Below are 23,408 nucleotides of genomic sequence, written 5' to 3' on the forward strand. Positions count from 1 at the left end.
CGCTACATCGGAATAACATTCATGCGGCGTGTTTAGTGCTGCGTGCGATTGGAAGCTTGGCGCGGTTCTGGCGTGCCCACTTTATTACTTCGCCAGCAAACCAACGCTTGACTGCTTTGGAGCCTTTGCCTATCGCACAAGGTTGGATTGCATCAGGAAACCCAGGTTGGACGACAACGCGCCTCTCTACCGTGTATTGAGAAAGCTTCATGTACTGAGCGATGTCATCGAAAGTCCACAACTCGTCATCAATTGAGACCCTAGGTGCTCTCAACTCATTCACCAGGGCTCGAAGAGTCATCAGCAAGTCTGCACTTTCAGGATCTGTGCTTAGGTTACTCATACATGTTTCTCCATTTGCCCGCCTGCAATTGTCCTGAAGGGCTGTGCGTAACGGTAAAGCGGCTCTATCGTAAAGCCGCGCTGCTCTGCAGCCTTGGCGGTCTCACGCCCTCTCACGGTCTTGCACCAGCTTCCACGACTTGAGAGAACATCCCAGGCGACTGGTTCGGCCTGCTGATAGACGTTGTTGAAAGCCAGTGACAGCTCCATCGGATCCGCGCCCCTTTGATGCAGCATCATGGCGAAGTTCGCGATGTCCTCAAAGTTGCCAGCATTGCCCTTGGGAATATGCCTAACCATCAGTTCGGCTAGTTGCTTGTCCTGCACCAATGACTCCAACCAGCCATGACGACCTTTAGCGCGGGCCTCGGCAAGCTTGGTTTTCATTGCAGCAGCGAATGTATCAACGGCTTGGTTATCAGGGTGCTGGTCGACCTGTGCTGGAAACGGGCGGGAACAAAAAACGTCCAGATCTGCAAGATACTGGGCTGCGTTCGGGGTATCGACGTGCTCAATCAGCGAGCGAGACTTGCCAAGAAGGGCCACGGATTCACTCAAGAGCACCAAGGTTTCGGTGAGCTGTCTGCGCGCTCTATCACGCGCTCCTGTGCGGCTCATGCTGCCTCCCTGCAGAGTTCGATCTGCCGCCATGGGTCGTTTGCTTTGGCAAGTGCGGCCATCGGCGGTGGGCTGACACTGTTGCCGCACATGTGCACTTGCTGGGTCTTAGTGAATGGCTTGCCGTCGGCGCCGTGGGTGATGACGTAGTCGGCCGGGAAGCCCTGGGCCTTATACAGCTCGGACGGTTTGAGCATTCGAAGGCAGATGTCTACGATCACGTAGGGCGTACCCTTGACCATCACGGTGACCAGCGCCAGGCGATCCTTGGTCGTGATCGTGGGTGCTGGCTCGCCCGCGCTGCTGACGTTCTCGGTTCCGTAATAGCTGATCAGGAACGCGGCTACGCGCAGTGCGCCTTCCTCATGCTCTGGGGAGAGTCTGAGCGATACGACAGAGCTTTTTCCTCCGCCTCCGGCCGTGACGGTAGGCGCAGGTTCGTCAATCGGCTGGCCGACGCTGGCCCCGAACTGCCGCTCCATGAACGCAGTGACCAAGCCGTGGTGCTGGCCGCCGGCGCTGATGGTGTGTAGAGGATCGTTCACGTCCCGCGCATCACAGTTGCCGCGTAGATGCACCAGGTTTGCGGCCACCAGTTGCTGCTGGCTTCCGGTGTTGGTGACCGTTGTCATCGGCTCGTCGACACCCTTGGCGTGCGTCGTGTTGAAGCCGCCGTTCATCTGAGCCATGAATGCAGTGGCTACCGCTCGGTGACTCCTCGTCATTAAAGCACCGACCGGCTGATCAGTTGCTACTGGCTTGCCTGCATAAACTGGCCCGCCTGCACCCACCAGAATCGAACTTGTCAGCGCATGCTTAACGCCACCGGCAACGACTGTCCCTAACGGCTGATCGATACCCGGCACGCGGGGCTGTTGGCCTTCGCGCTCACCGTAACCAGATTGGATCAAAGTAGGGCTGATCAGCGTCAGCTCGCCACGGTTGGCGCAGGTGATCGTCGGCAATGGCTCCAGCGGATCATTGATGCGGTCGCTGACTTGGTGGGTCGCTGGTGCGATGACCGGGCTGACCACCGAGAATGCGCCGCCCTTTGGATATGACGTCACCGTGCGCAGCGGCTCGTTGGCCGATTGCACCGTATCGCCCGACCAGTTCGCAATCGGTACGATGAACGGCGTCGGATTGTCGATGACGAACTTTTTCATGCCCTTCGCTACTCGGCGCAGGGTGGCTGGAGCCAGGTCTTTCTTGCGTTCGAAGATGCTTTTGCCGAGGTCGGAAAAGTCGATGCACTTGGCGGCGGTCTTCAAAGGTTTCTGGCCTTTAGTAGGGCGCTTGGCGTGTGTCGGCTCTGGCCATACGATTGCCTGGCCGTCGCACCGGGCAATCATGAACAAACGTTCCCGGCTGGTTGGCGCGCCGAAGTCGCACGCTCGGATCACACGCCACTCGACGGCATAGCCCAGGCGCTCCAGCTCGGCCACGAACACCGCCCATGTCTGGCCACGCCGGGCAGGGTCTGGCACCAGAAACTGCTGATCGACCGGCACAACCTCACCAGGTGCTGCAATGCCGCCGCCCAGCTTCACGACCCGCCCGGTCGACTTGCAGCGCTTGGCCACCAGCGGCCCCCATTGCAGGATCTGCTTTACGTTCTCTAGGCTGATGACGCGGGGTTTCTTCTTGCCTGCCCACTTCAAGCCGATCCAAGACAGATTGCGGATCTCGCGCTTGCGTGGCTGCCCGCCAGCAGCCTGGCTGTGGTGGGTGCAATCCGGGCTCATGTGGAACCAGCCCACGGCCTTGCCGCTGCATTCCGTATCAGGATCGCCGTCAAACACATCGGTCGTGAAGTGTTTCGCGCCTGGGTGGTTGACGGTGTGCATACTGATCGCTGCAGCGCTGTGGTTCTTGGCCACGCTGACTTTTCGACCGAGGCCCATTTCCAACCCAGTACCAGCGCCGCCACCTCCGCAGAAAAAGTCGACAACAATCTCGTCGTCTTGCGCGTTGAAGCCCAGGCTGTATTGGGTTTTGAAATCGAATGGTGGGCGATTGAGTGAGGTCATGCCGCTTCCCCCACGTCAATCGGGCTGTCCGTTGGTTTATCGCTGCTGCGAATCTCGCCAAGGATTCGGAGCACTATGGCGTTCAGTTGCTCAAGTTGCGTTGCTGCACGCGTGCACCATGGCTCTGTACCCGTGATGTGCGCCCACGTTTTATGGGCCAGCCCCAGCGTGATGGCCGTGTCTGACAGAACTTGGAGATCGGCTTTGGTGAGCGAGCCCGTACTGCCAGCTTTCAACTGCTCTCGAAGACGCCTGATGATGTGGTTTTTGAGTTCGAAAGCGTGCAGATCTCCTTTGCGATCATATTCTCGGCGGAGTGCAAGTGTTGCTATGTCTGCATTCAATGCATCTATCCGTGCGCTGCTGTCGGCGATACTTGCTGATTTTCCCGCCAAGTACGACCTACGTAACGCCCGCTTGATTGCTCTCTCGATGAAGACGGTGAGGAGCAGAAAGCAGACCCCTATGCCTACCAGAATGATGATGTGCTGTGCTTGCATTTGCTGTGTCCTTGGGAATGAGCCCGTCGCCGGATCGGTGGTGAGAGGACGGCGACGGGTTAGTGCGTTGTGTCACTGGAAGGCAGTGACCACCTTTGAATCAGGCTGCTTTCAACTTGGCCTGTGCATCGAGATAGGCCGCGAGGTCGTGCAGGTACACCACTGGCTGGCCCTTGTTCGATCCGCCCAGCCGAGTGACCTTGAGATTGATTCCGCCTGCGTTGATCTTGCGGAGCAGGTAGCGATCACTCGATATGTGCGAGAAATAACGTTCTCGCACAGTGCTCAGCGTGGGGCAGGGTGTGGCGAACTCTTCCCGGAGCTGACTTAACGTTTCACTCACGCAGCGTCCTCCCCGTGCCCCTCCTTTTGGGGCACCAACTGAAGGCGAATCAGCTCCGCGAGACCCTCTTTCGATTTGCCGGTTGCCGTTGCGTACAGTCGTCCCTTCGCGTCCGCCACCACTGCGCCGTATGGGCGCGCTGGGCAGCGTGTTGGGGTGACATACGCGACCTGGCCTTCAAGCAGCACGGCGTCCACCATCCGAAAAACTTCCGCCAATTCGGCAGTTACAGGTGGCAAACCGTCCAGCATGCTGAGTGCCTCTGACGTTGCTCCGATCAATGTTGAGCGACTTATGATGGTTGGGTGGTTCAGGTGCATCGGAACCAGTTTCAGCGCGCCTACGGCGTGAGTAATTGCGTTCAGAGTCATGCTGCGGCGTCCTTCTTCATGGTGGTAATGCCAAGCTGGTCCGCAAGCCAGGTGACCCCTGCCTCCTTGACCATCACTACTGCATAGTGGCTGTAGGCGTGAATGTTCTTGTTCCAGCGGCTGCGCGAATCTTCGTACAGGTAGCCTTTGTCGCGGTGCCTGGGAGCAAGTTCGCCTGCCTGGGTCAGCACGCCGATTTCTCGCAACTTCGCTCGAAATGTCCGTGGCTTTATGCCCAGAATCGTTGCTGTAGCGTCGAGGGTTCTGTTCATGGCGAGTCCCTCAGGCCACGGCCAGAAAACCGCGCGTGCGGATGGCGCGATACAGCTCGTCCAGTGCGCCATACAGCTCTTGAAGGCCGCTGTCGTTGGTTAGTACCAAGTCGTCCGGATGGACTGACACACCGGCTTCGCTGATGTGGGGATTAACTTCGGCTGCGTCTGGCCGGTAGAGGTGAATGACCGTCCCGCCCCGTTTGCGGATGAAGTCAGCCTCGTTTTCGAAGCGGACATCGCTCACGACAAAGCCCGGCGCGCCGTCGAACACCGCACTGAGGCAATCAAGGTTCTGTTCAGCAAGGTCGACCCACAAGTTGGCGCTGATCATGTGACGGCCCCACTCGGTGCCGAGAAGTTGCATCAACTGGCGAGGTGAACGGCCCAGCCAGTCGATGGGCTGTTCCTTTTTGTCGCCTTCGAAATCCTCGGGACTGAGGTTGAATATGGCCATGATGCCGTCGCGCAACGGGTCGGCGAACGCGTAGCACTCAAACCCGTGTTCGTGGGCGAGGTGGTGGGCGGCAGTGGTTTTGCCGGAGCGGGCAGGGCCGGTGAGGCCTATCAGGATCTGCTTCATGCTGCTTGCTCTCCTTCCAATTGGTCGGTTGGTTGCAGCAAGCTTTGGACAAACTCCAGCAGGCCTGTCAGTCCCACGGATATCTTTTCTTCTCCGCTGTCGCTTAGCGACCCCAGCGCAGGGTGCTCTACGTCCAGCCAAGCGTGGCTTGAGTGCAGCACCTTTCTAGGAGCGTTGAGGTCATCGAACGCATCTGCGGCGTAGAAGTGCGCGCTGACCATCTGTACATGCCCGGAGTAATCGAAAAAGCCGAGAAGTCTGCCTTGCGCATTCACCAGCATGACTGCCGTCAGGATCTGGAGAACTATTTCCTGGTGGGTGGTCTTCATGCTGCGTCACCTCCCCATGGGCCGAAATCATCGACTGCCTTCACAGCCGCTGCTTTCACGGCGCTGCTTTTTGGCGGGATGATCAGGAGGAGGCCTGTTTGGCGCTGAATGGTGGCGATAGATTCGCGGTTTGAGGCTGCTGAAGGGTGGAGATACACCGGGCAGCGGGTGTTGCGTTGGGTCGTTAGCATGGCTCGTACTCTGTGGTGAGAGGGGGTACGAGACAAACAATACAAATACGTATTGATTCAGTCAATACGTAAATGTATTGATTTTTGAGTTGGTTAGAAAATTTCCAGCTTCGAAATCACCACTCCACAGATAATTGCATCAGGAGGGAGTTCAATGATGGGATCCGGCCAAGTCGGATTCAGCGGTTTAAGGAACGTTCGCCGACCTTCGACTACAACCTGCTTGAAGGTTGCCTCGTCGCTGTCGCTTAGCTTTGCCACAACCAGAGAGCCATTCTCATAGACCTTCATTGGGTCCACAAATATGATGTCCCCGTCTCTGAACGAGCGCCTCTCGTGCGGGTTGAACATGGAAAGTCCGCGTACGCGCAGCGCGTATGTCTGAGGACTGTGTGAAACTGCGCAGGGAAGCCAAGATTCGGGGTCGTAAGAGGCGCGGACCTCCGAAATCTCACACCAAGCTCCGGCTTGAATCCACGAGATCAATGGTACATTTCCTTTAATTCCCGGGCCGGGCTCGACGTTTGACTTATCTTCAAAGAGCTTGCGCTTCAAACCGAATTTAAATTCGACTGCTTCGCCGCCGTTCCATAGCCAATGCGCGCTTACGCCTAATGCACGAGCAATTTTTTCTACGTTCTCATGACGCGGACTCGCAGACTCCCCCGTCACGATTCGATGCACCGTAGGCTGCGAAACGCCTGATCTCCGACCCAACTCACCTTCCGATAGGTTGAGTTCACTCATACGCTCAGCGATACGTTGACCTATCACTTATTTGCCCTTTGATTCGAAAACGTATCGAAAGTGTATTGCCTCATCCAATACGCATGCGTATTATCCGGCTCATGCGAACATGCATTGGTGAAAACGATGACGATTCAACAGATGCTGGATGAACTCATGAGGCTTGGTTTCTCGCAGCGCGGTATCGCCGATCAGGTAGGTACCACGCAGCCAACCATCTACAGGGCCACCAGAGGTGCAGATATCAGATATGAAACCGGAAAGGCGATTGAGCGCATGCACGCCCAAGAAACATCAGATGCCTCGAAGAAGTCAGCTGCATAAGTCACGAGGGCCGGAGTCCTCTCACCACAAGAAATCCTCCGACCCAGCCGAGCAGCGCAGAGCGCTGAGTGACCCGCCATTGGGTTCCTCTCACCACAAGATTCAACCCAATGGCTCAAACGACATGCGTGCCGCACAGCACGTTTAGCACAGCACATCGGTCGTGGTCATAGGATAGGGCGTGCCCCTGCCTATGGCTACACCGTAAACGGGGATTTTACGGTTATGAGTCGCACGGATCTTTTGCCTGACGCTGGTCAGGTGCTTTCGTTGCGTCAGGCGCTTTACCGCGCAGGGCGCGATTACAAGGGCGGGGTTACTGCCCTTGCCCACGACATGGTTTTGGACAACGACACCCTCCAGAAAAAGCTGAAGCTTGATGAAGAGCGACGCTGGCTCAACCCGGACGAACTGGAAGAGATCGTCCGTCTGACTCGCAGCCCGCTTTTGCTCGATGCCTTGATGCGCCCTGCAGGGGCCGTTTGGTATCAACCTGAGGCCGTCACAGCCACCCAGGATGCGCTCAAATCGGTTGGCAAGCTGCTGACGGAAACGGGATCGTTCGTTTCGAGCATGCATAGCGGTGCAGCCGATCAGATATGGGAGCTGCACGAGGTGGCGCTGCTGGAAAAGCAGGGTAACGACATTATCCGTGCGGTGCTTGGCATCATGGCCGGCGCTCGTCTGGCGATGGAGGATCGTGTCAATGGCTGACGACATCGACCGCGCAAATGAACAGGCGCAGTATCTCTTGGACGTGGCTCTGCATCGGCATGGCCGCAGCCCTGTCTACTTGATCAGTGCTGAATTTTGCGGCGACTGCGGGGTTCCGATCCCAGAGCTACGCCGGGCCGCCTCTCGGGGCTGCGAAACTTGCATTGATTGTCAGTCGCTGCGGGAGCAGCGTAGATGAGTGATCGTCCAATCCCGCTTTCAGCTTGGGCACGTCGCTACTGCGAGACATTCAACTTTGCGTTGGTACCGATTCAACCGGGCGAAAAAGGCCCGAAGGGTAGGGGCTGGAATCAGCCCGGTAAGTACATCGTTGATCCTGCCAAGGCCGAGGCGTTCTGGACGAAAAATCCTCACCATAACCTCGGTGTCGTTTTGGGGCCGAGTCGGGTGTGTTCGCTGGACGTCGACGATGTTCAATGGACGCGAGTTGTCTTGTACGATTTGCTGGGTCTGGATCTGGATGCGCTCGCGCTGGCTTTCCCGACCGTCGTTGGCAACCCGCTGCGATTCCGAATCCTGTTTCGGGTGCCTGAAGGGCTGGAACTGACGCGGCACTCTCTGTCTTGGCCCAATGAAAACGACCCGGACGGGTCAAAACACAAGTCAATCATGCTGAAGGCCAACGCTGCTCGGGAGGCGGGCGATATGGCCAGAGAGGCCTTGTATCGAGCAGACGCCGAGCAGTACAAGCGATTCACAGTGTTTGAACTGCGTGCAGGATTGGTGCAGGACGTACTGCCTCCCTCCATTCATCCAGGTACCGGCCAGCCATACACCTGGCGCACGCCGCCTGATGCTTCGGGGCTTCCTGTTCTGATCAGCGACCTGCTGAATGTCTGGAACAACTGGGACGTCTTCAAGAAGGGCGCGGAAGCTGCGTGCCCATGGCTGCCGAAGGACGCCAAGACTGCTGGCAAACAAAAGCCGAAACCGAAGCCAGCCCCTGCAGGCGGCAAGCGGCCGTCTGTCATTGACGAATTCAACAACTGCCATGACGTCGAAGAGATGTTGCGCAGCCACGGCTACACCAAGCGCGGGAGCAAATGGCTTTATCCGCAGAGTAGTACGGGGCTGCCTGGGATCACCGTGGCGGAAGGCAAGGTGTATTCACATCATGCAGCTGATCCTCTGGCCAACGGTCACCAAAACGACGCGTTCGAAGTGTTCTGTTTACTGGAGCATGGCGGTGATCAGTCCAAGGCGGTGAAGGAAGCGGCGCGGATGCTCGGCATGCAGTCGACCCGGCCAAACGCAAGCGATCTTCCCCCGGCCCCAACTGAGGGTAGCGACAAGCCAGATGCGGCAGCACCGGATAACACAAGCGAGGCGGCTCCTGCACCTGACGGGGGGGCGGGGGAGGAGCTGACCATCGAGCAGGTGCTGCGGCGTTTTGCGTTGGTCGAAGGCACGACGCACGTGTGGGATTTCGATAAATCTCGGGCGATGAAGAAGTCGGCCTTTGAAGCGCGTGTGGGCAAACCCATTGCCAAGCTTTGGCTCGATGCCACGGACAAGAAGCTGATCGCCGATGATCAGGTGAAGGATATCGAGCAAGCCCGGAAAATGGCGGGCAAGAAGGGCGGTGCGCTCGGTATGCGCCCCACGGAACGTTATGTGTACATCGACGGAACCAAGGACGTTTGGGACCGGGAGAAGAAACGCCGGATCGCCGAGGGGGCCGTCAAAATGGCCTTGGGCGACACCTATGCGCTCTGGTTGAACAGCAGCGAGCGGCGGGTGGTGGATGTCGAACACATCGTCTTCGACCCGACCATGACGAAGGACCCTAGCATTTACATCAATACCTTTGACGGTCTGCCATTGGAGCCGGTCAACGACGATGCGGCGTGCGCCAACCTGCGCTGGCTGATCTCATTCCTCTGCAACCATGATGAGGCTGCTGCACTGTGGCTGACTCGGTGGCTTGCATATCCGTTGCAACACCTCGGGGCCAAGATGGACACGGCGGTGCTGATGCACTCCACCATGGAAGGCTCGGGCAAAAGCCTTTTGTTCGCCGACACCTTCGGCGCGCTTTACGGCCAGTACGCCGCAACAGTGGGTCAGACACAGTTGGAGAGCAACTTCAACGCCTGGCAAAGCAGGAAGATGTGGGCCGTGTTCGAAGAGGTGGTCAGCCGCGATCAGCGTTACAACCAGGTCGGCAAGATCAAGCACTTGGTCACCGGCAAGACCGTGCGCATGGAGTCGAAGTTCATCAACGGCTGGGAGGAGGCCAACCACATGAACGCAGTGTTCCTCAGCAACGAGATCCTGCCGTGGCCGATCAGCGACAGTGACCGACGAATGTTGGTCATGTGGCCGATGGAGACCTTACCGGTCGCCCGACAGAAAGCCATCGGCCGCGAGCTGGAGAATGGCGGTGTCGCCGCGCTTTACGGCTGGCTGCTGCGTGTGGATCTGGGGGACTTCAATGAACGCACCCGCCCGCCCAGCACTGCGTCACGCGAGCGGCTAGTTGCGCTCAGTCGGGCCGGGTGGCAAACGTTCCTGCACCTCTGGCGCTATGGCGAGTTGGGCCGGGGCCTTTGGGGGGCATGCCTCTCGACTGATCTGTATGCATTGTTCATCGAGTGGTGTCAGCGCAACAAAGAGCATGTGATGAGTCAGACGAAGTTTTCGCTATTCATCAGCTCGGAGGTGGAGAAGACCCGGTCAATACCCTGGACTGAACGCAATGATCGGCGCTTCGGCGCTTTCTTTGTGCCCGATGATCCTGAGGCTTCCCTTCCCCCATCAATGAGAGCACCGGACTTAGGCGTTGCCGTCGAGGCCTGGCGGGCCAAGGCGCGCCTTGCGGGGTGGAACGTCGACAGCTGGGAACACGTGAAGGCGGTCGCAGCATGAGTACCTCTAAAAGTGTGTCGGGTGTGTTGGGTATGTTTTGGGTTGGTTTTGGCAACCCGACACAGATCAAACGCCCATTTTTCGCGGGGTGCAGACGTGTGTGTTGGGTGTGTTGGGTTTGGCGTCGCGCGCGCGCATGCGTGAAGTTATCTATGCCGGTTAAAGCGCAGTTATTTTTTCTCCATGCGAGGACCTATAAACCCGACAAACCCAACACACCTAACACGATCTTTATTAATTCTTTGTTTTTAAAGGGTTTTAACTGTGTTGGGTCTGTGTTGGGTAGGGCGTTTTGTGTGTTGGGTTTAGATTTCGAGAGGAAAGGGCAGTGATCAAGGAAATCGAAGCGTTGATGGTGCATTGGGGCGAGCAGACGCGAGAGCGCGGCCAAGGCGGTGGATTGGGCAGCCAAATGGGGGCGATCATCGAATGGGGCGGTGCGCCGCCGCGTGGTACACCGGGCTCACGGATACCTGGTAGCGCCGGGTACGGCATAGATCACATCGCCAGTGAGGTAGGTGCAGCGATAGCTGAACTGGAGCGTTCCGGGCAAGCACCTTTAGCGCGTCTGGCACGTGACCGGTATTGCACGCAGACCACCGTTCGAGAGCAGATGCGCAGTGCCGGTATCACGGAGGGTGCTGATCGTACTTACCGCAATTGGGTGGCTCGGCTTCACCAGCAGGTGTTGGTGATTCTTAAAGCACGTACCCGCGCACATCGTGGGCTGCCGCCAGATCGACAATGCAGCGTTCAACTGCCGAGGTCGGTTAGGGAATCCGACTCGCTGCGCCCTCTAGGACAGCATGACCGTTCGTCCGGGTAGTTTGTCGCATTGTGGTCGCATTGGTGTTCTATCGCGGACACATTTGGCCCAACCGTTAACAGGCCCTTTTCGGTTTTTCCGAACGCAGGTAAAAGGTGGGCACGATCTGCGATTTGCGCCTGAATCGCCTACAGAGCACCTGCTGTGCATGCTTCAACCCAGCCATCCCCAGGCTGTCACTCACCCCGCTTCGGCGGGGTTTTTATTTTTAGCTCACCCCAAGGGTGGTAACCGGATGCGCACCATGCCCGACAAACCAGATACGTGGGCCAGGATCGTGGCGGTCATTTCAAACCCACTGTGGCAGGGCATGATCATGGCCATCGTCGTCTCTCTACTGCGCATCCTGTACGACGCCAAAGAAACCAGTAAGCGCCGGATACTGTTCGAAGCGCTGATCTGCGGGGCGTTGAGTCTGGTGGCGTCGAGTCTGATCGAGTGGATGACCTGGCCGCCCAGCCTGTCGGTGGCCGCTGGCGGGACCATCGGCTTTCTCGGCGTCACGGCCATTCGGGAGCTGGTCACCCGCTTCATCGGCCGCAAGGTGGATTCCGTATGAAAGCCATCGCTGCCGCAATCATCATTGCGCTGGTAGGTGTGCTGCTCGTCGGCATTCAGCAGTACCGGGTCGTCGTATTGCGCGGCGAAGTGGAAGTGGAAGCCACGGCCAAGAAGCAAGCGCTCGATGCTAATCGTGAAAGCGAGGCCACCATTACCACGCTTCGGGCTGAGGCCCTACGTAACGCCGCCTATCTGAAGGATCTGAATCAACGGATCAAGGTCAGCGAAAAAAAAGCCAAACAGGCGAGGAAAGAGTTTGAAGACCTCAAGCGCAACAGCAAGCCCGTTCGTGATTGGGCTTCTCAGCCTTTGCCTGACGGCCTGCGCGGCAAAGCCGGTGGTGGTCACAAAAACATCAGCGGTTCGAATCGAATCCCCTGAGCTGATTCCTTGCGAGCGCATCGACACAGATGAGGCCGATCTTCGTTCGAACGGCGACGTCTGGGAGCTCAAGGATCAGGCCATCAGGCTGCTCGACACCTGCGCAGACCAGATTGATGCCCAGATACTGCGCAGTCAAAGTCAGTGAAGCCGATTGCCAAGTTTCAGAGCTATTTACTAATGCCAGATGACGTGTCCGGTGAACGCTTCACCACGTACAAACGAGGGGGCGAGCGTCGAGTCGCGGCTTTATGCAGATCTACTGCTTGTTGCAGTCGATCTGTCATCGCGTTTAGCTCTGCCATGGCGACCCGAAGCTCTTTGAGTTGGGCTATGACCATCGGGTCTTCAATGAGGCTGGTGTCTTTCATCCTTATGAGCATGTCAACGATCGACATGTATCCACAGAGCTGCTTTTCCGAATCATTCATGTTTGCACTTCGCTCTTAAGAGGTGGTGAATGTCTTGCAGTTACCAATTTTTCGGCAAATGGCCCTCAGGCTTGAGGCGTGGGCGATAGGCGGCGGTTTCAGTGGTCGAGTCGGCGCCCACAGCACCCGCGAGCCGCTGCTATTTGGGTCCTCCCAGAAGGGGGCTCCCTACACGGGTACGTGGACTCGCGGTTCTTGTGCAGCTGAGTTTTTTGCAGGGATGTCCGTCTTTCTAAAGGGTTGTGTATGGGCAGGAAAGTCAGCAAGGCCGACTTGAGTGAGATCGTTGGCCGGGACGAACGCACCCTGACCCGGTGGCAACGCGACGGCATGCCGGTGGTTGAGTTTGGTCTGGGGCGTGGCAACGAAAACCAGTACGACACCGAAGCGGTGGTCCAGTGGCTGATGCAGCAGGCCTCGCTCAACGGCAAGAAGGAATCGTCCCGTGACAGGCTTGACCGGGTCCGGGCCAACCGTGAAGAGCTGGCGCTGGCCAAGGAACTTGGGGAGGTGGTGATCGCCTCCGACATGATCCAGCGCTTCGAGGCCATGATCATGTCGGCCAAGGTCGAACTGCTTAATACATTTCCAGATGTGCTCGCCGCTGAGCTGTCAGCCCGGTATGGCATTGAGGTGGACGATCTACTGATTCGTGAGCCCATCGAGGCCATCCTGAGAAGGCTATCGGACTATGACAATGATGCTGACTCAGTTGGAGATTCTGACGAATCGCCATACCCGGAGGGCCTTGAGGAAGACGGCGAGTGAGTCCCTGCACAAAGCCTGTTTAAAGTGGGCTCCACCGCCGCGCATGAGCATCATCGAATGGGCAGACAAGTATCGCTGGCTGTCCGCCGAAGAGGCGGCTCGGCCGGGTAAATACCGGTTCGATGTGACCCCGCATCTGGTCTGGCCAGGCGGCCCGCTTGAGGCACTGGACGATCCAAACGTTACAGAAATCGTAGGCCGCAAGTCCGCCCAGGTGGCCTGGACATCGGGCGTGCTGGGTAACGCCCTCGGTAAGTGGATCGACATCGATCCGTCTCCGATCTTGGTGCTGTTTCCCAAAGCAGAAGCGGCCAAGCAGTATGTGGGCGAGAAGCTTGAGCCGATGATCGAGGCGACGCCCAGGCTTCGCAAGAAGGTCGATCTACGCAGTCGCAAGCTGCAGCAGCGTCAGGACTTCAAGCGTTTTCCGGGCGGATTTCTGAAAATGGTGGGCTCCAACAGTCCGGCGAGTGTGAAGTCCACGCCGGTGCCGAGAGTCGCTGTCGAGGAGCCTGATGACTGCAACCTCAACCTGCGGGGGCAGGGGGACAGCATCAAGCTAGCCAAGGAACGCTTGAAGACGTTTCGCCGCTCGAAAATCATCATCGGCGGCACCCCGACCATCAAGGGGCTGTCGGCCATTGATGCGGAGCTGGAGATCTCGGACAAGCGCGAAGGGCTCGTGCCTTGCCACGAATGTGGCCAGTCGCATGCGTTGAGCTTCGACAATCTGTTCTGCGCCGACGACCCGGATTATTACCACGAGGTGTATGGCAAGAAACGGCCCGAGCATGCGTATTACGCTTGCCCGCACTGCGGCTGTTCGTGGGATGACAACCAGAAAAACGCGAACCTCAAACACGGCCGTTGGGTCGCTACGGCCGAGTTTAGAGGCATTGCCGGTTACATTCTCAACGAGCTATACGCCACGTTCTGGGGATCGCGCTTCCAGGCGCTGATGGAGAAAAAGCTTCAGGCCGAGCACGCCGCGTCCCACGGCAACATCGGGCCAATGATCGCCTTCGTCAACAGCTCCAAGGGGGAGAGTTACGAATACAAAAGCGATGCACCCAAAACGGATGAACTGGAAAAGCGGGCTGAGCCTTACGCAGAGCTGACGGCACCCAATGGGGTGCTGCTGATTACGGTGGGCGTCGACGTTCAGGGGGACCGGCTGGCGCTGGTCATCATCGGCTGGGGCCGGGGTGAAGAATCGTGGCGACTGTACTGGGGTGAGCTGTACGGTAATCCCATTGATCCGCATGACGCCGTTTGGCAGGAGCTGGATCGGCTGATTGCTAAGCCGGTGGCGACAGAGGGCGGCGCGCAGCTGGTCATTTCCGCCGTGAGTATCGACAGTTCGGACGGCAACACCAGCGACGCGGTTTACGGGTACGTCCGGGATCGGCAGCGTTACAACATCATGGCGATCAAGGGCGCTTCCATTGACAGCCGTGACAAGGAGATTTTCACCCGGCCATCCCCGTCGGTTGACTCCTCCCAGGACAACACCAAAGCGTCGAAATATGGCTTGCGCGTCTACATCGTCGGAACCCACAAGGCAAAGACGCTGATCGACGGACGTCTTCGACTCACCGGCTCAGGGCCGGGCCGGATGCACTGGTACAGCGAGATCCGCTCGGACTACTACGAGCAGCTCACCAATGAAGTACTGGCCCCGCACGCGCGCAACCCCAGCAAGATGGTGTGGCAGAAGAAGGCGGGCCGCCGTAACGAAGCGCTGGACTGCGAAGTGTATGCACTACATGCGGCCAGAAGCTTGAAGACACATCTGTTACGCGAACATGAGTGGGATCAGTTGGAGCAGCAACTGCTGCAACCCACTCTTTTCAACACCGAGCAGGCCGTCACTCCTGTGCCACGTAAAGCGAATGCTCGCGGTCGTGGCACGCGCAGCCGTGCAGGCTACTAGAGGTTCAATCATGACTGACGCACAAATGCGCCTGGAGCAAGTACGGGCGGCGATCTCTGACGTCCTTAAAAAAGGTCAGCGTCTCAAAAGAGCAGATCGCGAGATCTATCGGGCCGAGCTCGACAGCCTGCGGTTGCTTGAACAGCAATACGCTAAAGAGGTCGCGCTGGAACAGGCGTCGCTGCAGGGTAGGGGACGAAATCGCATCTCCTACATGGTGATCTGATTATGGGTTTTTTCCGCAAAGACCCTGCCGAGTTGTTGATGCGTGAGGCACTCAAGCTCGCCAAGTCTGTGTCTGAAGGGCACCCTGCTAAAGCGCAGGGGGGCGGTGGCGGAGTCGAAACCCGCTGGCGCGGCGCATCCCGTGTGCTGCGCAGCATGGCGGGCTGGATTCCTGGATTGGGCAGTGCCAGGCGCGACCTGCACCACAGCGAGCGTCGCATGCTGGTAGCCCGGTCGCGTGATGCCATGCGCAACCATCTGATCGCTCGGGCGGCGATTACCCGTCTGCGCACCAATGTGGTCGGCACCGGCCTGGTCTGCCGTGCACAGATCGATCATGTCGCTGTCGGCATCGACGAGCAGCAGGCCGAGCAACTCAATGCCCAACTGGACAGGATCTGGTCGCTGTACGCCGACGACCCTCGCGAGTGTGACGCCGAAGCCACGCTCAATCACTACCAACTGCAGGCGCTGGTGCTCATATCGGCCATGGTCTGCGGCGACGTTCTGATCGCCAGCCCCGACGATGAGCGTCCGGGATGCATCTTCAGCACCCGTTTGCAGTTGATCGAATCGGACCGTGTCTGCAATCCGGACGGGGGCATGGACCGCGCAGATATGGTGGAAGGTGTCGAGTTTGACAGGTTGGGAGCCCCCCTGGCGTATCACGTCTGCAACGGCTATCCCAATGAGTATCTGGCAGGCCAGAACCTGGCATGGGAGCGTCTGCCTGCGTTCGGTGATGTCACCGGCAGACGTCGGGTCATGCACGTCATGTCGGACAAGGAAAGGCCAGGCCAGAAGCGAGGCGCTCCCTACCTGGCTCCGGTACTGGAACCGCTGCAGAAGCTGGAGCGCTACAGCAGTGCTGAGTTGATGGCGGCAGTTATCTCGGCGATGTTCACCGTGTTCATCAAAAAGAACAACGACTTCAACGTCTCCAACTTGCCCATGTCCGCCATGGGTAACGAGGGCGCGGGTGGTGATACCACCGACGATGGTGAGCTGGCATTGGGGGAGGGTGCCATTGTTGACCTGGGAATGGGCGAGGAGCCGGTGGTTGCCAATCCGGCTCGACCCAATGCCCAGTTCGACCCCTTCTTCACGGCGGTCGTGAAAGAGATCGGCGCGGCGCTGGAGCAACCGATGGAGGAGTTGCTGCTTCATTACAGCAGCAGTTACAGCGCGGCTCGCGCTGCGATGCTGCAGGCGTGGCGGTTCTACAGCGTTCGGCGCTGGTGGCTGGCCTGTGACTTCTGTCAGCCCAGCCGTGAATTGATCATTGATGAGGCCGTGGCGAGAGGGCTGATCCACCTGCCGGGTTACGCGGACCCTGCAAAGCGTAAAGCCTACTGTCAGGGGATCTGGATCGGGCCGGCGCGAGGCGCTATCGATGAGCTCAAAGAGGCCAATGCAGCCGGTAAGCGAATCGAAATCGGGGTCAGCAACGAAACCCTCGAAACGGCCGCGATGACGGGCGAGCCCTGGCAGCAAGTCTACCGCCAGCGTGTTCGCGAAGTTGAGCAGCGACGCTCCGACAACCTGCACATGTTGCCCAAAGGCGGCGTCATAGCCGACCCGGCACCCACACCATCCAACGAGGAATAACCATGCCCCGCGCATTGGAGCTGGCTGCATCGCAGCCTTGGCTAATGCTGCCTGACGCCCTGGATAACCTGCTGACCATTGCCGACCGCATGGGCGATCCGGGGGCGTTGGAGAGCAAAACTGGTATTCGACTGGAGAACAGCCGCACGGTCAGCGTTCGCAACGGCGTCGCCATCATCCCGGTGGTCGGTCCGGTTTTTCGCTACGCCAATCTGTTCACCGAGATAAGTGGCGCGACCAGCACCCAGGTGCTGGCCACCGACATGCAGTCGGCACTGGATGACCCAAGCATCAAGTCCATCATCCTCAACATCGACAGCCCTGGCGGAGTGGCGGCGGGCATCAACGAGCTGGCTGAGCAGATCCATGCGGGACGTGCGCGTAAGCGCATTGTGGCCTACGTCGGTGGAACGGGTGCCAGCGCGGCTTACTGGCTGGCGTCTGCGGCCAGCGAGATTGTCATTGATGAGACGGCGTTGCTCGGCAGCATCGGCGTTGTGGTGGAAGCCGTGGTCGAGGGTGAGGCCAGCAGCGGCCGCAAGCGTTACCAGATCGTCAGTCGCAACGCCCCCAACAAGCGGTTGGACATGGCCACCGAAGAGGGGCGTGCCAAGGTCGGTGAAACCGTGGACGCGATGGGCGAGGTGTTTGTGGCCAAGGTCGCCCGCAACCTTGGCGTGGCATCCGACGCTGTTCCTGCAATGGGAGATTTTGGCGGCTTGCGGGTAGGTGCCGCAGCCGTTGAATCGGGCCTTGCTCACCGCTTGGGCTCACTAGAAGGACTAATTACCGAACTGGCCAAACCGGCCGCGACACAACCGAGGACATTCACTATGACCACCGTCAACTCCACCGCTCAGCTGCGCGAAGCGCTGGCCGCTGGCACCGACCCAAACACCATCGAAATTGCCCAGGCCAGCCAGTCCGAACTGGAGACTGCACGTACGCAAGCCAGCACGCAGGCGGTCACCGCTGAGCGTGAGCGCATCAAGGGCATCAACGGTCTGGCCAGTAAGGGCTTCGAGGCTGAGATCACGGCAGCCATTGATTCCGGGGCCTCGGTCGAGGCAACCGCCTTGCAGTTGTTCAAGGCTGCCCAGGACCGTGGCATTTCGTTGAGCGCCATTAAGGCCGACAGCACCCGTGCATCTACTTCTACACCCGCCGATGGCAACGCTCAGGGTGAGCGCAAAGCCGTAGTCGGAGCCATTGTCGCGGGCGCTTCGCGTCGCTGATCAGGAGAACATCATGAGTAATCCAACCCGTCAGACCTACGTCCCCAGTCATCTCTCTGCAGGTGCATTCCCTGTGGTGATTGAGACCGGAATCATTGCGGCAGGCCAGAAGCTCAAGCGTGGCGCGGTGCTCGGCCAGGTCGACGCTTCGGGCGAGTACGTACTCAGCGCCGCCGCTTCCGACAACGGCTCCCAGGCACCCAAGGCTGTGCTCGACCAAGACGTAGACACCACCGGCGGTGCTTTTCCAGCATCGATCCTTCTCACCGGCGAGGTGCTGGGCTCTGAGCTCATGTTGGGCGAAGGCCTGTCACTCGCCAAAGCAAAAGCAGCCCTGCGGCCGCTGTGCCTGTTCATTCGTTAACCGGAGCTTCTGATGGATATTTTTGACACCCGTACCATGCTTGAAGCCGTCGAGCAGATGCCCACGGCGCGACGTTTTCTGCTGAACACGTTCTTCAATGGCGGCAGCCCCGTGACGTTCCCCACCAAAACGGTGGACATTGATATCGTCAAAGGCCAGCGCAAAATGGCGCCGTTTGTTCATCCTCGCCTGCCCGGCAGCATTTCGTTGCGTGACGGTTACCGGACTGATTCCTATGCCCCGCCCTACATTCAGCCTAAGCGTGAAACGACCGCTGAGCTGGTCCTCAAACGCTCGGCAGGGGACAACCCTTTCTCCAGCCGGTCGCCTTTGGAGCGGGCAGGCCAGATGCTGGGCAAGGATCTGCGCGATCTGGATGACGAGATCATTCGTCGCGAGGAGTGGATGTGTGCCCAGGCACTGACCACCGGCAAGGTCCGCGTGCTGGGCGACGGCGTTGACGACACGATCGACTTCCTGATGGCCAACGATCACAAGATCACGCTGGGCACCGGCCAGTGGGGCACTGACAACTCTGATCCGATTGGCAACCTGCGCACCTGGAAACGCAAGATCGCCAAAGACTCTGGCCGCACTGCCAACACTGCTGCGCTGAGCGGTGAGGCGCTTGATGCATTCCAGTCCAATCTGACGGTCATCAAGCAACTGAATACTCGCCGCGTTGACATGGGCCTGATCAAGCCCGAAGAGCTGCCGGACGGCGTCACCTATCTGGGCTACCTGAATGATCCGGGGGTCGACCTTTACGGCTATGACGAGTGGTACCTGGATGACGAGGGTGATGAGCAGCCGATGATCCCAGCAGGCGGTCTGATTCTGGGCGCGACATCCACACGTAACGCCATGCTTTACGGTGCGATTCAGGATCTGGAAGCCATCGAGAGCGGGCTGGTCGAAGCGGCCCGCTTCCCCAAGAGCTGGACAACCCAGGAGCCGAGCGCTCGCTGGTTGAAGCTTCAGAGCGCGGCACTCGCTGGTTTGCTGGAGCCGGACGCATTCATCTACGCCAAGGTGGTGTGAGATGGCCAAGAAGCCCGGCTATATCGTGGTGGATGGCTGCATTCAGGAGGGGCGCAACGTCATCCTCAGAGGCAGCCCATACACCCCTGCCAGCAAAGAGATGGAGGATGCGCTGGTGGCAGAAGGGCGTATCGCCATAAGCACGGACCCTCGGGCGCAAGCGGCTATCCAGTCCCAGGCAGCAAGCCCTGGCGATACTGATGACGCCACCGACGGTGAATGAACATGAGCTTTCGAGAACTGGCTGAGGACATGGACGCCCAGATCCTTGAATCTCTGGGCGATATCGCAACCGTCGACGGACGCGATATCGCAGGGTTTCTTTCAATCCCGTGGCTGCAGCCCAAGCTCGGACGCATCAACACCGGCATCAGGGAACCGCACTTCACGATACGCGTTCATGACGCTACTGCTGTTGCGATTGGTCAGATCGTCTCCATCGACCTGCCTGAGCAGGACGGTGGCGGTCGGTATGACCTAGTCGGCCTGGAGCCAGACGGTACAGGCTGGGTGTCCCTTATCCTGAGGCTAAAGCGATGAGCATAGGCAGTTTCTACAAGCAGTCGGCCAAGGACGGCATGATCACCCTGCAGCCTTCTGCGGGGGATCTTGATGCCTTCAAGGACTTTGCGGCAGCGGTTCCCAAAGCGGCGGCAGCGGCCCAGCGGCGTGCCATCAACAAGACGCTTCGTTGGTTGCGTACGCATATCGCCAGGGCCATCGGCCGGCAAGAGCGCATCGCTGTGACCGCAGTGCGTCAGCGTCTGCGTGCTTACCCGGTCACTGCTGGCGCGATGCGTGGAAAACTCTGGATGGGTTTAGACGCGATGTCGGCCAGCCGAATCGGCCGGGCTCGGCAGAGCCGTGCCGGTGTAACGGTCGCGGGTCGCCGGTATCAAGGGGCGTTCCTGAAGACGGTGTATGGCGGTAGTCCCGACATATGGATCCGCACGGCGAGCAAGCATTTTGATGCAAGCGATTACGAGCAAACTCGTCAGGGAAAACGCCGGTCGGGTTTCATTGAAGAGAATGGCAGCCGCTTCCCACTCGCCAAGGCCAAGGTCTCGCTCGAAGGGGCGCGGCTGCATTTTGATGAGTGGGTCAAACGTGCCGACGCGCGTTTGATTGAGATCCTCAAGCAGGAATTCAACTTCGAACTGCAGAAGTATCTGAGAGGAACAGCCCGTGTCTGACGAAGCTTTCAGCCTTGCTCAGCTCTATGCAGCGATTGAGCACCATATCCGCGACGCGATTGTCGGGCTGGAGTATGTCGGCACCATGCCCGACATGCTGCAACAAATAGCCGTGCCAGCAGTGCTGTTGGAAGTATCGGAGTTTGAGCCCGGTGTTGATCAAGGCACCGGCGAGTCCGCATTCATCGCACGCTTCGAAGCGCGTGTCATTGTCGGTTCAGAGCGTGAGGAGTGCCAGAAGCAAGCGGCATTTGCCGCGACCCAACTGGCGGTGTTGTTGCGCGGACAGACGTGGGGTCTGTCTGTCAACGAAGCTGAGTTTGTCCGGGCCGCTCAGGACTGGTCCCGTCCCGAGCTGGATGGGTACGCGGTCTGGCTGATCGAGTGGACGCAGGGGATCTATCTGGGCGACGAGGAGTGGCCGTGGCCCGATCAGCCGCCTGGCAGCTTGGTCTGGGGTTTCAGCCCTGACATCGGGCCTGGCAATGAAGAGTTCTATCGATCTGCGGAGGAGCTGAATGAGCTACGCGAGCGCAGCGCATGACCGAATGCTGGCGGCGCTCATCATTCCCTGCCGCGTAGAGGCCGTTGATCTCGGTGCCGCGATGGTCCGCGTGACCGATGGCGCTGGCTGGACCAGTGCCTGGGTGCGTTGGCATAGCCAGGCAGCGGGCAAGGCGCGCCATTGGCGGGTCCCAACGCTGGGCGAGCAGGGTGCCCTCATCAGCCCCAGCGGAGATCCTGCGCAAGGCACATTCGTTCCTGGGCTTTACGGCAATGCAGGTGCGCCGCCCGATAACCGCGACCACGTAGAGGTATGGCGCTTCGACGATGGCGGTTCTCTGGTCTACGACTGGCAGGCCCATACCTACACGATCAGCCTGCCTACGGGCACTGTGACGGTGAAGGTGGGCGCTTCAACGGTGGTTGTGACGGATGATTCCGCGACCGTTCAATCGCCCTCGATCAACCTCACGGGCAACGTGAAAATCGACGGGTCGCTGCTGGTCACCGGCAACGTGACAGGTATGGGTACGATCCTCGACACCCTTGGCAACAGCAATCACCACAAACATTGATCCCATCGTTTGACCACCCCCGCGCTATGCGGGTTTTTGCGTCTGGAGAAAAGCATGAGCAAAACCAAGACCGAGCCGGCGTCTACGGATCTCGTTATCACCGTCGCTCCGCGTGCAGCGTCGCCTGCATCGGAACCTGCACAGATTGGCTTCCGGGACACGGTATTCACTTCCCGAACGGTGGTGCTGCCCAACGGTGGCCTAGTCGACGTAGCACAGGGCGTTGCCTCGGTGAATTCCTCCGATGCCGACGCGCTGGCCTACCTGAAAGCGCACAAAGAGTTCGAGCCGCTGGAGTAATCACGATGATCGGAATGGACCGCGAGACGGGCTTGCCCTTGTCGGGTCTCGATCACCTGCGTCAGTCCATCGCGGACATTCTGACCACGCCAGAGGGCAGTCGCAGAATCCGTCCCGAGTACGGCAGCAAGCTGGCCCGGTTCGTTGATTTGCCGGTCACGGCCGGTTGGCGCAGCGCGGTGCAAGCCGAGGTCAGCCGAGCCATCGGGCGATGGGAACCGCGGGTGAGGCTCGAGTCCGTGCGCGCTATATCGGTGATTGATGGGCAGGTCACGTTCGCTTTGAAAGGCACGTATCAGGGCGATAGCTTCACGTTGGAGGTCACAGCATGAGTGCGGTGGATCTGTCGGCGCTGCCTGCGCCGCAAGTGCTGGAACCGTTGGACGTTGAAACCACCTATGAGGAAGCACTGGGCATTTTCCGGGACTGGATGGGCAACAACTGGAATGCCGCGCTTGAGAGCGATCCCGTCACGAAGCTGATTGAACTGGGTGCTTACAACAAGCTCGGCAATCGCGCCCGTGTCAACGATGGGTGCAAGGCCTTGCTGCTGGCTTACGCTCGTAAATCTGACCTGGATCAGTTGGCGTTCAACGTCAACCTCAAACGCCTGGTGATCCAAGCCGAAGACCTGACGACCTTTCCCCCAACAGCTGAGGTGAAGGAGGAGGACGACGCGCTGCGCGAGCGTATCCAGTTGGTCTATGAAGGGCTGACTACTGCAGGTCCGCGTAACAGCTACATCCTGCACGCCCGGAACTCGTCGGGGCTGGTTGCTGATGCCACAGCCGAAAGCCCGTCACCCTCTACGGTGGTCGTCACGGTGCTGGCTTTGAGTGAAACCGGCATTGCACCCCAGTCATTGCTTGACGAGGTGCGCGACTATCTGAGCGACGAGAACATTCGTCCGCTGGGTGATCGGTTGATAGTGCAGAGCGCTGAAATCCTGCCTTACACCATCAACGCGGTGGTGCACATGGTCGGTACTGGCTCGGAGAACGAGACCATTCTGGCGCAGTGCGAAGCGCGCTTGAAGGCCTGGATCAATCCTCGGCGGCGTTTGGGTATTGAAGTGGCTCGCTCGGCCATCGACGCCCAGCTGCACATTGCAGGCGTTCGTCGCGTGGACCTGGGCGACTGGGTCGACATTCTTCCCAGCAAGTCACAGGCCGCCTATTGCAAGGGCTTCACGCTGGCCAAGGGTGACTGA

Annotated in this window: 33 protein-coding genes; 22 read left to right on the top strand and 11 right to left on the bottom strand. The window is 58.9% G+C overall.

Annotated elements, in window-relative coordinates:
• Positions 1-19 precede the first annotated feature (19 nt).
• The 10 genes from P406_RS00995 to P406_RS01040 all read right to left on the bottom strand — a co-directional run bounded on the left by P406_RS00995 (position 20) and on the right by P406_RS01040 (position 6,353).
• Positions 20-343 carry a hypothetical protein gene (locus P406_RS00995; protein ID WP_046235055.1) on the bottom strand — a complete coding sequence of 108 codons (324 nt, stop codon included), beginning with the start codon at positions 341-343 and terminating at the stop codon, positions 20-22.
• Complete coding sequence (locus P406_RS01000; protein ID WP_024659964.1) at positions 340-960, bottom strand: hypothetical protein; 621 nt, start codon at positions 958-960, stop codon at positions 340-342. Before P406_RS01000 ends, P406_RS00995 begins: the two co-directional genes overlap by 4 nt.
• Complete coding sequence (locus P406_RS01005; protein ID WP_046235056.1) at positions 957-2,990, bottom strand: DNA cytosine methyltransferase; 2,034 nt, start codon at positions 2,988-2,990, stop codon at positions 957-959. Before P406_RS01005 ends, P406_RS01000 begins: the two co-directional genes overlap by 4 nt.
• Positions 2,987-3,490, bottom strand: a complete 504-nt coding sequence (locus tag P406_RS01010) for a hypothetical protein (protein WP_046235057.1) — start codon at positions 3,488-3,490, stop codon at positions 2,987-2,989. The genes P406_RS01005 and P406_RS01010 overlap by 4 nt, the downstream gene beginning before the upstream one ends.
• 100 nt (positions 3,491-3,590) lie before the next feature.
• Positions 3,591-3,833, bottom strand: a complete 243-nt coding sequence (locus P406_RS01015) for a pyocin activator PrtN family protein (protein ID WP_046235058.1) — start codon at positions 3,831-3,833, stop codon at positions 3,591-3,593.
• The gene (locus P406_RS01020; RefSeq protein WP_046235059.1) at positions 3,830-4,204 is read right to left on the bottom strand and encodes a hypothetical protein; all 375 of its coding nucleotides are present in this window, start codon (positions 4,202-4,204) and stop codon (positions 3,830-3,832) included. The genes P406_RS01015 and P406_RS01020 overlap by 4 nt, the downstream gene beginning before the upstream one ends.
• A complete protein-coding gene (locus P406_RS01025; protein ID WP_052739308.1) occupies positions 4,201-4,437 on the bottom strand; it encodes a hypothetical protein in 237 nt (78 codons plus the stop codon). Before P406_RS01025 ends, P406_RS01020 begins: the two co-directional genes overlap by 4 nt.
• A 49-nt stretch (positions 4,438-4,486) precedes the next feature.
• Positions 4,487-5,059, bottom strand: coding sequence for a deoxynucleotide monophosphate kinase family protein (locus P406_RS01030; protein WP_046235061.1), 573 nt, complete (start codon positions 5,057-5,059; stop codon positions 4,487-4,489).
• A complete protein-coding gene (locus P406_RS01035; protein WP_046235062.1) occupies positions 5,056-5,388 on the bottom strand; it encodes a hypothetical protein in 333 nt (110 codons plus the stop codon). The genes P406_RS01030 and P406_RS01035 overlap by 4 nt, the downstream gene beginning before the upstream one ends.
• 284 nt (positions 5,389-5,672) lie before the next feature.
• Positions 5,673-6,353 carry a helix-turn-helix domain-containing protein gene (locus tag P406_RS01040; protein ID WP_052739307.1) on the bottom strand — a complete coding sequence of 227 codons (681 nt, stop codon included), beginning with the start codon at positions 6,351-6,353 and terminating at the stop codon, positions 5,673-5,675.
• Between the two features lie 99 nt (positions 6,354-6,452).
• On the opposite strand from P406_RS01040, the gene P406_RS26975 reads away from it, so the two are divergent.
• The 7 genes from P406_RS26975 to P406_RS01070 all read left to right on the top strand — a co-directional run bounded on the left by P406_RS26975 (position 6,453) and on the right by P406_RS01070 (position 12,021).
• Complete coding sequence (locus P406_RS26975) at positions 6,453-6,650, top strand: hypothetical protein (protein ID WP_082100667.1); 198 nt, start codon at positions 6,453-6,455, stop codon at positions 6,648-6,650.
• Positions 6,651-6,875: 225 nt separating this feature from the next.
• Entirely contained in the window at positions 6,876-7,364 is a 489-nt protein-coding gene (locus P406_RS01050) for a phage regulatory CII family protein (RefSeq protein ID WP_046235065.1), read from the top strand.
• Positions 7,357-7,563, top strand: a complete 207-nt coding sequence (locus tag P406_RS01055) for a TraR/DksA family transcriptional regulator (RefSeq protein ID WP_046235066.1) — start codon at positions 7,357-7,359, stop codon at positions 7,561-7,563. The genes P406_RS01050 and P406_RS01055 overlap by 8 nt, the downstream gene beginning before the upstream one ends.
• On the top strand, positions 7,560-10,253 hold the full coding sequence (locus P406_RS01060; RefSeq protein WP_046235067.1) for a bifunctional DNA primase/polymerase: 2,694 nt from the start codon (positions 7,560-7,562) through the stop codon (positions 10,251-10,253). Before P406_RS01055 ends, P406_RS01060 begins: the two co-directional genes overlap by 4 nt.
• Positions 10,254-10,581: 328 nt before the next feature.
• Positions 10,582-11,079, top strand: coding sequence for a hypothetical protein (locus P406_RS26980; protein WP_082100665.1), 498 nt, complete (start codon positions 10,582-10,584; stop codon positions 11,077-11,079).
• A 235-nt stretch (positions 11,080-11,314) separates the two neighbouring features.
• Complete coding sequence (locus P406_RS01065; RefSeq protein ID WP_003342436.1) at positions 11,315-11,638, top strand: phage holin, lambda family; 324 nt, start codon at positions 11,315-11,317, stop codon at positions 11,636-11,638.
• Positions 11,635-12,021 carry a hypothetical protein gene (locus P406_RS01070; protein ID WP_046235068.1) on the top strand — a complete coding sequence of 129 codons (387 nt, stop codon included), beginning with the start codon at positions 11,635-11,637 and terminating at the stop codon, positions 12,019-12,021. The genes P406_RS01065 and P406_RS01070 overlap by 4 nt, the downstream gene beginning before the upstream one ends.
• Before the next feature lie 170 nt (positions 12,022-12,191).
• Here the strand turns inward: P406_RS01070 and P406_RS01075 are convergent, their stop codons facing one another.
• Positions 12,192-12,452, bottom strand: a complete 261-nt coding sequence (locus P406_RS01075; RefSeq protein ID WP_144431033.1) for a hypothetical protein — start codon at positions 12,450-12,452, stop codon at positions 12,192-12,194.
• Between the two features lie 246 nt (positions 12,453-12,698).
• Here P406_RS01075 and P406_RS01080 point away from each other — a divergent pair, with 246 nt between their 5' ends.
• The 15 genes from P406_RS01080 to P406_RS01150 are packed head-to-tail and all read left to right on the top strand — an operon-like array spanning position 12,699 to position 23,408.
• Positions 12,699-13,220: a DUF1441 family protein gene (locus P406_RS01080; RefSeq protein WP_046235070.1), complete on the top strand. Its 522-nt coding sequence runs from the start codon at positions 12,699-12,701 to the stop codon at positions 13,218-13,220.
• A 43-nt stretch (positions 13,221-13,263) separates the two neighbouring features.
• Positions 13,264-15,153: a phage terminase large subunit family protein gene (locus P406_RS01085; RefSeq protein WP_046235071.1), complete on the top strand. Its 1,890-nt coding sequence runs from the start codon at positions 13,264-13,266 to the stop codon at positions 15,151-15,153.
• Between the two features lie 10 nt (positions 15,154-15,163).
• Positions 15,164-15,379 (top strand): hypothetical protein, encoded by a 216-nt coding sequence (locus tag P406_RS01090; protein ID WP_004663043.1) that lies wholly within the window; start codon positions 15,164-15,166, stop codon positions 15,377-15,379.
• 2 nt (positions 15,380-15,381) lie between these two features.
• On the top strand, positions 15,382-16,986 hold the full coding sequence (locus tag P406_RS01095; protein ID WP_046235072.1) for a phage portal protein: 1,605 nt from the start codon (positions 15,382-15,384) through the stop codon (positions 16,984-16,986).
• A gap of 2 nt (positions 16,987-16,988) precedes the next feature.
• Positions 16,989-18,221, top strand: coding sequence for a S49 family peptidase (locus tag P406_RS01100; RefSeq protein ID WP_046235073.1), 1,233 nt, complete (start codon positions 16,989-16,991; stop codon positions 18,219-18,221).
• Between the two features lie 13 nt (positions 18,222-18,234).
• Positions 18,235-18,585 (top strand): head decoration protein, encoded by a 351-nt coding sequence (locus tag P406_RS01105; protein WP_024692785.1) that lies wholly within the window; start codon positions 18,235-18,237, stop codon positions 18,583-18,585.
• 12 nt (positions 18,586-18,597) lie between these two features.
• On the top strand, positions 18,598-19,626 hold the full coding sequence (locus P406_RS01110) for a major capsid protein (RefSeq protein ID WP_004663036.1): 1,029 nt from the start codon (positions 18,598-18,600) through the stop codon (positions 19,624-19,626).
• A 1-nt stretch (position 19,627) separates the two neighbouring features.
• Positions 19,628-19,849: a hypothetical protein gene (locus tag P406_RS01115; RefSeq protein WP_046235074.1), complete on the top strand. Its 222-nt coding sequence runs from the start codon at positions 19,628-19,630 to the stop codon at positions 19,847-19,849.
• Positions 19,850-19,851: 2 nt separating this feature from the next.
• Positions 19,852-20,166, top strand: coding sequence for a head-tail joining protein (locus P406_RS01120; protein ID WP_010425610.1), 315 nt, complete (start codon positions 19,852-19,854; stop codon positions 20,164-20,166).
• Positions 20,163-20,819 (top strand): phage tail protein, encoded by a 657-nt coding sequence (locus P406_RS01125; RefSeq protein ID WP_046235075.1) that lies wholly within the window; start codon positions 20,163-20,165, stop codon positions 20,817-20,819. Before P406_RS01120 ends, P406_RS01125 begins: the two co-directional genes overlap by 4 nt.
• A complete protein-coding gene (locus P406_RS01130) occupies positions 20,812-21,363 on the top strand; it encodes a hypothetical protein (protein ID WP_046235076.1) in 552 nt (183 codons plus the stop codon). Before P406_RS01125 ends, P406_RS01130 begins: the two co-directional genes overlap by 8 nt.
• Positions 21,338-21,898, top strand: coding sequence for a phage baseplate assembly protein V (locus tag P406_RS01135; RefSeq protein ID WP_046235077.1), 561 nt, complete (start codon positions 21,338-21,340; stop codon positions 21,896-21,898). Before P406_RS01130 ends, P406_RS01135 begins: the two co-directional genes overlap by 26 nt.
• Before the next feature lie 54 nt (positions 21,899-21,952).
• A complete protein-coding gene (locus tag P406_RS01140; protein WP_046235078.1) occupies positions 21,953-22,198 on the top strand; it encodes a hypothetical protein in 246 nt (81 codons plus the stop codon).
• Positions 22,199-22,203: 5 nt separating this feature from the next.
• Positions 22,204-22,530: a GPW/gp25 family protein gene (locus P406_RS01145; RefSeq protein WP_024683894.1), complete on the top strand. Its 327-nt coding sequence runs from the start codon at positions 22,204-22,206 to the stop codon at positions 22,528-22,530.
• The gene (locus P406_RS01150) at positions 22,527-23,408 is read left to right on the top strand and encodes a baseplate assembly protein (RefSeq protein WP_046235079.1); all 882 of its coding nucleotides are present in this window, start codon (positions 22,527-22,529) and stop codon (positions 23,406-23,408) included. The genes P406_RS01145 and P406_RS01150 overlap by 4 nt, the downstream gene beginning before the upstream one ends.

It is taken from the genome of Pseudomonas syringae pv. coryli str. NCPPB 4273 (assembly GCF_000972175.1).
In the GTDB taxonomy this organism is placed as follows: Bacteria; Pseudomonadota; Gammaproteobacteria; order Pseudomonadales; family Pseudomonadaceae; genus Aquipseudomonas; species Aquipseudomonas syringae.